Source organism: Vibrio sp. V19_P1S1T109 (assembly GCF_002241375.1).
Taxonomy (GTDB): Bacteria; Pseudomonadota; Gammaproteobacteria; order Enterobacterales; family Vibrionaceae; genus Vibrio; species Vibrio anguillarum.
This window is the reverse complement of sequence record NZ_NDIM01000069.1, coordinates 1-6,081: the sequence shown is the minus strand read 5'-3', so window position 1 is coordinate 6,081 and position 6,081 is coordinate 1. Positions and strand designations below refer to the sequence as shown.

Here is a 6,081-nt window from a genome sequence, read left to right as displayed (position 1 = left end):
GCTAATGACAACTGGGTTAAAACTTGAAAACCGTCAAATTAATATTTAGTGTACTATACATATTTACGGCTAAACATTAAATAGCCATGAAGAACAAAGGATGTAAATCATGTCACCCGTGTTAGAAGTTAAGAACCTCTACAAGGTATTTGGAGAGACTCCACAACAGGCTTTCCCGCTGTTAGAAAAAGGGTTGGATAAGGACCAAATTTTCGAGCAAACCGGGCTCACTGTTGGGGTCAAGGATGTGTCTCTTTCAATCAATGAAGGGGAGATTTTTGTCATTATGGGTTTGTCCGGTTCAGGCAAGTCAACTTTAGTTCGATTGTTGAACCGCCTGATTGAGCCAACCCAAGGGAGTGTTTTACTGAAGGGTAAGGATATTGCCCATATTTCAGAGCAAGAGCTGCGCGATGTAAGACGTAAAAATATCTCAATGGTATTTCAGAACTTCGCACTCATGCCACATATGACTGTTCTTGAAAACGCTGCCTTTGGATTAGAATTATCAGGAGTGGTGGTTCATGAACGTAATAAAAGTGCAAAAGAAGCACTCGCTCGGGTTGGCTTAGACGCCTACTGTGAGTCATTCCCTGATGAGTTATCGGGTGGGATGAAACAACGCGTTGGTTTGGCTCGTGCACTCGCCAACGACCCTGACATTTTGTTAATGGACGAAGCATTTTCCGCACTCGACCCGTTAATCCGCACCGAAATGCAAGATGAACTAATCCGCCTGCAAAATGATGATAAGCGAACCATCGTTTTTATTTCTCATGACCTTGATGAAGCAATGAGAATTGGTGACCGTATCGCCATCATGCAAGATGGCATCGTCGTACAAACGGGCACGCCCGATGAAATATTGCATCATCCTGCTAACGATTACGTCAGTTCATTCTTTCGTGGCGTTAATGTTGCCAGTGTTTTTTCAGCTAAAGACATTGCCCGTAAAAAACCCGCGGCCGTTTTTAAAAAACACGACAATGATGGCCCGGCTGCAGCAATGCAGTTACTGATGGATCATGACCGAGACTACGGAATTGTAGTTGACCGTACGAATAAATACTCTGGCATTGTGTCGCTCGACTCTCTGAAACAAGCTCTCAAGCAACAAACATCGCTTAGCGCGGCTCTACTGCCTGACATCGTGACGGTTGATCCGGAGCTGTCTGTTAGTGAATTAATCAGCCAAGTGGCTGAAGTCCCCTACGCCGTGCCTGTTGTCGATCAGCAGGGAAATTATTACGGCGTGATCACCAAATCACGCTTATTGCAGACTTTGGATAGGGAATAATTATGACAACGGAAACCAACATTCAATCCACAGAGGCGCCTGACCCATGGGCGTCTGCCGCGCAAACGCCTGTCAGCAGCGATCCTTGGTCAGCGACTACTGCATCCCCAACTACAGCAAGTGATTGGTTAAATGGCGCAACCGACGCTCCCGCGCCTTTCGATTGGCTGCACCCATTTCAAGATGCAATTATCCCCTTTGATCACTGGGTTGAAACCGGGCTGGGTTGGTTAGTGGAACACGGTAGGCCATTATTTCAAGCTGTCAGAGTACCTGTTGATTTTATTTTAAGTTCATTTGAAACCACGTTAGTTTCAACGCCAGCGCCTGTGATGTTGTTGATTTTATTTTTGATCACATGGCAACTTGCTGGACCTAAAATGGGTATCGCTTCATTAGCCTCGCTGATTACGATTGGATTAATCGGAGCGTGGTCACAAGCAATGGTCACCCTCGCCTTGGTCATGACCTCGGTATTCTTTTGCCTATTGATTGGCTTGCCACTTGGGATTTGGCTGGCCAGAAATCAAACGGCTGCAAAATTCATCCGCCCCGTTTTGGATGCGATGCAAACCACGCCCGCATTCGTGTATTTAGTCCCGATCGTGATGCTGTTCGGAATTGGCAACGTACCTGGCGTGGTGGTAACCATTATTTTCGCCCTGCCACCGATTGTTCGTTTAACCATCTTAGGTATTCAACAAGTTCCCGAAGAGCTTATCGAAGCAGGCCATGCATTCGGCGCAAGCCCAAAACAGATGCTCTACCGTATTCAGTTACCACTAGCCATGCCGACCATTATGGCCGGTGTCAATCAAACACTGATGCTATCGCTGTCGATGGTTGTGATTGCATCCATGATTGCTGTCGGTGGCTTGGGGCAAATGGTTTTGCGTGGTATTGGCCGACTTGATATGGGACTCGCTGCCGTGGGGGGACTTGGCATTGTCATTCTCGCCATCTTACTTGATCGCCTAACTCAGCATATCGGTACAGAAAATCGCGATCAAAAAGTACGCTGGTATCAAACTGGCCCTATCTCACCCTTTTATTTACTGAAGCAAAAACTGACTCATCAGAGTGCCAACAATCTAGGAGAACAGAAATGAATTACGCATGGAAGACGTTAATCTCAACCAGTTTAATCGCATCGGCGGCATTACCCATCAGCGCTTGGGCTGATAAACTTCCTGGCAAAGGTATTAGTGTACAACCCGTACAATCGACAGTGGCTGAAGAAACATTTCAAACTCTCATCGTGAACAAAGCGATGGAAGCGCTGGGGTACGATGTCAAACCGACCAAAGAGGTCGACTACAACGTGGCTTATACTTCGATTGCCGAAGGCGATGCAACCTATCTCGCCGTTGGGTGGTTTCCTTTACACGCCGACAAATACTCGATGGCGGGCGGCGACGCTAAGTTCTATCGAAAAGGTCAATATATATCAGGAGCAGCGCAAGGCTACTTGATTGATAAAAAAACGGCAGATAAATACGGTATTACCAATATTGCTCAGTTAAAAGACCCTAAAATCGCCAAGCTGTTTGATGCAAATGGCGATGGTAAAGCAGACTTAACTGGCTGCACACCCGGCTGGGGTTGTGAGATGGTGATTGAGGAGCACTTAACCGCCTACGGTTTACGACCGACCGTTACTCACAACCAAGGTAACTATGCCGCTATCATTGCCGATACAATTTCACGCTACAAAAAAGGCGACCCTATCCTTTATTACACTTGGACACCTTATTGGGTGAGTGGGGTTTTGGTCCCTGGTAAAGATGTCACCTGGCTTGAAGTCCCTTTCTCTGCCCTACCTGGTGAGCGCAAAAATATCGATACAACCCTACCCAACGGAAAGAACTTCGGCTTTGAGATGAACAGTATGCTGATTGTCGCCAATAAAAAATTCGCTCTAGAAAACCCAGCCGCAGCAAAACTTTTTGAAATCATGAAGTTGAATATTAATGATATCAGTGCGCAAAACATGATCATGAGTAAAGGTAAAAACTCTGCCAAAGATATTGAAGCTCATGCCAATGGTTGGATAAAAGCTCACCAATCTGAATTCGATTCGTGGATAAAAACCGCCAAAGAAGCAGCGAAGTAAGAATATGGAGCCACCCATATCAAAAGGGTGGCTCTGCTTATTTTCAAGGAGGAAAGTATTGGATATTCATGAAGAAGTACTGGTCGCTATACGCCAAATTATTCGTGCGACAGATCTCCATTCCAAAAAAATAAACAAAGATTTTGGCCTCACTAGCCCCCAACTATTGTTAATGCGTGCGATCCAAAACTCGGCCGATATGACCATAAAGCAACTCTCCGATCATACTAATATGAGCCAAGCTACAGCGACCAGCATTTTGGATCGCTTAGAAAAGCGCGCACTGATCATTCGAGAGCGAGATCAACAAGATAAACGTAAAGTTCATGCATTGTTGACCCCAACAGGAGATGAATTATTACTCAAAGCACCCACACTGCTAAAAGATAGCTTTATTGAACAATTTCAGGCGTTAAACGCATGGGAACAAACTCTCATTCTCTCCACTTTACAGCGGTTATCGATGATGATGAAAACACCAGAAATAGAAGCATCGACGCTATTGTCTAGTCTAGAACCCGATGATCCTCTCTAGTTTTTATTCGACCGACTAAAGCAAATTGGTTACTTTTTTCTCAACCCAATTCCAATTATCAACCTCAGCCAGATTAGAGGTTGTAATTGACTGAATTTCGGTTATTTTGAACCAAATCTCCTTTTTCTGATTCGTCATGGAATACTTAGACTTATTTCAAAAAAATTATCAATGGATCATCACGATCATGGCGTTGCTTATTTATCCTAAAACAGCCAGCTACACCGTGCGATGGTTTGAGAATATGGTCATAGGCAAAGTCGATATTCATCGGCTTAAACGAGCACGTTGGCTGGTGAAGACCTTACTCTTCTTGGTGTTAGTGTTGACTCTGCTAATGATGTGGGGCGTGGAACTGCGTGGGTTATTGGTTGTTGGCTCATCACTTTTTGCGTTGCTTGGCGTCGGTTTGTTTGCAGGTTGGTCTTTGCTGAGCAACGTCACCTCATTTCTGGTTTTATTTGTACAAAACCACTGTCGCATCGGTTTATGGGTGCGAGTGGTGGATGGCGCAAATTTTGTTGAAGGTAAAATCGTCGACATGAATCTACTCAATGTCGTATTAGAGAATGTTGATGGCAATACAGTGCTCTATCCAAACAACCTCTTTATTGTTCGCCCTGTAATTGTATTAAACAAAACTCCAGAAAAAGCCGTGAAAAAAATCGAGAAGAAACAACTTCCTATCGGAGTAAAACGTTGAACGAATATCAAGACCTTTCACTGCATATTGAAACGATTTCAAAAGCCGATGAGCAGCAACAAATCGACTTACTCGGCGAGTACGTGGAAAGTGGGCTTGATGAAAGCTCGATCGCAATCATCCTAGAAGCTTTTCCTGTCGAGCAGCGGGTACGTCTGTGGCGTAGCCTACCCTTAGAGCTACACATTGATGTACTGACAGAGATGCGTGCTGAAGTACGTTTTTCTATCATCAACGCACTGTCAGAAATAGAACTAAAACTGACTCTCGCCAAACTCGATAACTTATCTCTGCTCGAATGGGCCGATTCTCTGCCTGATGAAATCATCAGTGAAGCGCTGCGCTTAATTAGTCGCGACGAGCTTGAATTGTATGATCAAGCCAATGCCTATGAAGATACTGAAGTTGGCCACTGGGCAAACCGTAAAGTGTATACCTTGCCTTTCAGCATCAGTGTCGACAAAGCCAAGATACTATTGGAGAAATATCATTATGACTCTCCACAACATATCTATTTGATCAACAAAGCAAAAAAATTCCAAGGTATCGTGAGTTATACAGAAATTTTGCTTGCTGAAAGCAAAACTTTACTGAAAAACATCAAGCAAGATGATCTCTTTACGCTGAATGCTCACCAGTCACTTTCTGAAGCAGTAGAAGCGTTAGAACATTCCCAATTGCCGACTGTCGCCATCATTGATAACCATGAAATCTTAGTGGGTGAAATTGACTGGCAATTTGCCCTGAGTACACAACGAGAGATTTACGAATCGCGCTTAATGGCCGGTACAGGTATGGATGAAGGAGATGACTTATTTGCACCCATCATTAAAAGTTCCAAAAAACGAGGCCTTTGGCTCGGGATCAACCTGCTGACCGCCATCCTCGCTTCGGTCACTATAGGTATGTTTGAAACGGTCATCTCGCAAGTTGTCGCGTTAGCGGTGTTGATGCCAATTGTTGCCTCGATGGGCGGTATTGCGGGAAGCCAAACCTTAACCTTGATGGTACGCGCCATGGCATTGAACCAAATTACACCGGGCAACCGTTTTGCGTTGCTCAAAAATGAAATTGGTATTGGTTCCATTAACGGTTTGTTATGGGCGTTGATCATTGGTGCCTTGGCAGGGCTCTGGTTCCAGTCAGCGATGATTGGCGCCACCATTTCACTGGCCATTGTTGTAAATATCATTACCGCCGCGCTGTTTGGGGTACTCATCCCGATCACGCTTGATAAGTTTAAGCTTGACCCAGCATTAGCGGGCTCTGTCATCTTAACCACAGTAACGGATGTTGTCGGCTTCTTTGCCTTCTTGGGCACAGCAAGTTTAGTGATGTTGTAGCTTTCCAAACCGCTTGAAGCGGCTTACATCAAAAACGGCAACTTTAAACAGGAAAGGCATGTCATTTCAGACAATTGAATAAACTAACTT

Annotated in this window: 6 protein-coding genes; all 6 read left to right on the top strand. The window is 44.7% G+C overall.

Annotated features, from left to right (window positions below):
- Positions 1-109 precede the first annotated feature (109 nt).
- The 6 genes from proV (at position 110) to B9J87_RS03390 (ending at position 5,991) form a co-directional block, all read left to right on the top strand.
- Positions 110-1,297, top strand: coding sequence for a glycine betaine/L-proline ABC transporter ATP-binding protein ProV (gene proV, locus B9J87_RS03415; RefSeq protein ID WP_094149352.1), 1,188 nt, complete (start codon positions 110-112; stop codon positions 1,295-1,297).
- A gap of 2 nt (positions 1,298-1,299) precedes the next feature.
- On the top strand, positions 1,300-2,406 hold the full coding sequence (gene proW, locus B9J87_RS03410) for a glycine betaine/L-proline ABC transporter permease ProW (RefSeq protein WP_094149351.1): 1,107 nt from the start codon (positions 1,300-1,302) through the stop codon (positions 2,404-2,406).
- Positions 2,403-3,410, top strand: a complete 1,008-nt coding sequence (gene proX / locus B9J87_RS03405; protein WP_017043349.1) for a glycine betaine/L-proline ABC transporter substrate-binding protein ProX — start codon at positions 2,403-2,405, stop codon at positions 3,408-3,410. The genes proW and proX overlap by 4 nt, the downstream gene beginning before the upstream one ends.
- A gap of 4 nt (positions 3,411-3,414) precedes the next feature.
- Positions 3,415-3,945: a MarR family winged helix-turn-helix transcriptional regulator gene (locus B9J87_RS03400; protein ID WP_013867975.1), complete on the top strand. Its 531-nt coding sequence runs from the start codon at positions 3,415-3,417 to the stop codon at positions 3,943-3,945.
- Between the two features lie 136 nt (positions 3,946-4,081).
- Positions 4,082-4,648 (top strand): mechanosensitive ion channel domain-containing protein, encoded by a 567-nt coding sequence (locus B9J87_RS03395; protein ID WP_013867977.1) that lies wholly within the window; start codon positions 4,082-4,084, stop codon positions 4,646-4,648.
- A complete protein-coding gene (locus B9J87_RS03390; RefSeq protein ID WP_017046070.1) occupies positions 4,645-5,991 on the top strand; it encodes a magnesium transporter in 1,347 nt (448 codons plus the stop codon). Before B9J87_RS03395 ends, B9J87_RS03390 begins: the two co-directional genes overlap by 4 nt.
- The last annotated feature ends 90 nt before the right edge of the window (positions 5,992-6,081 follow it).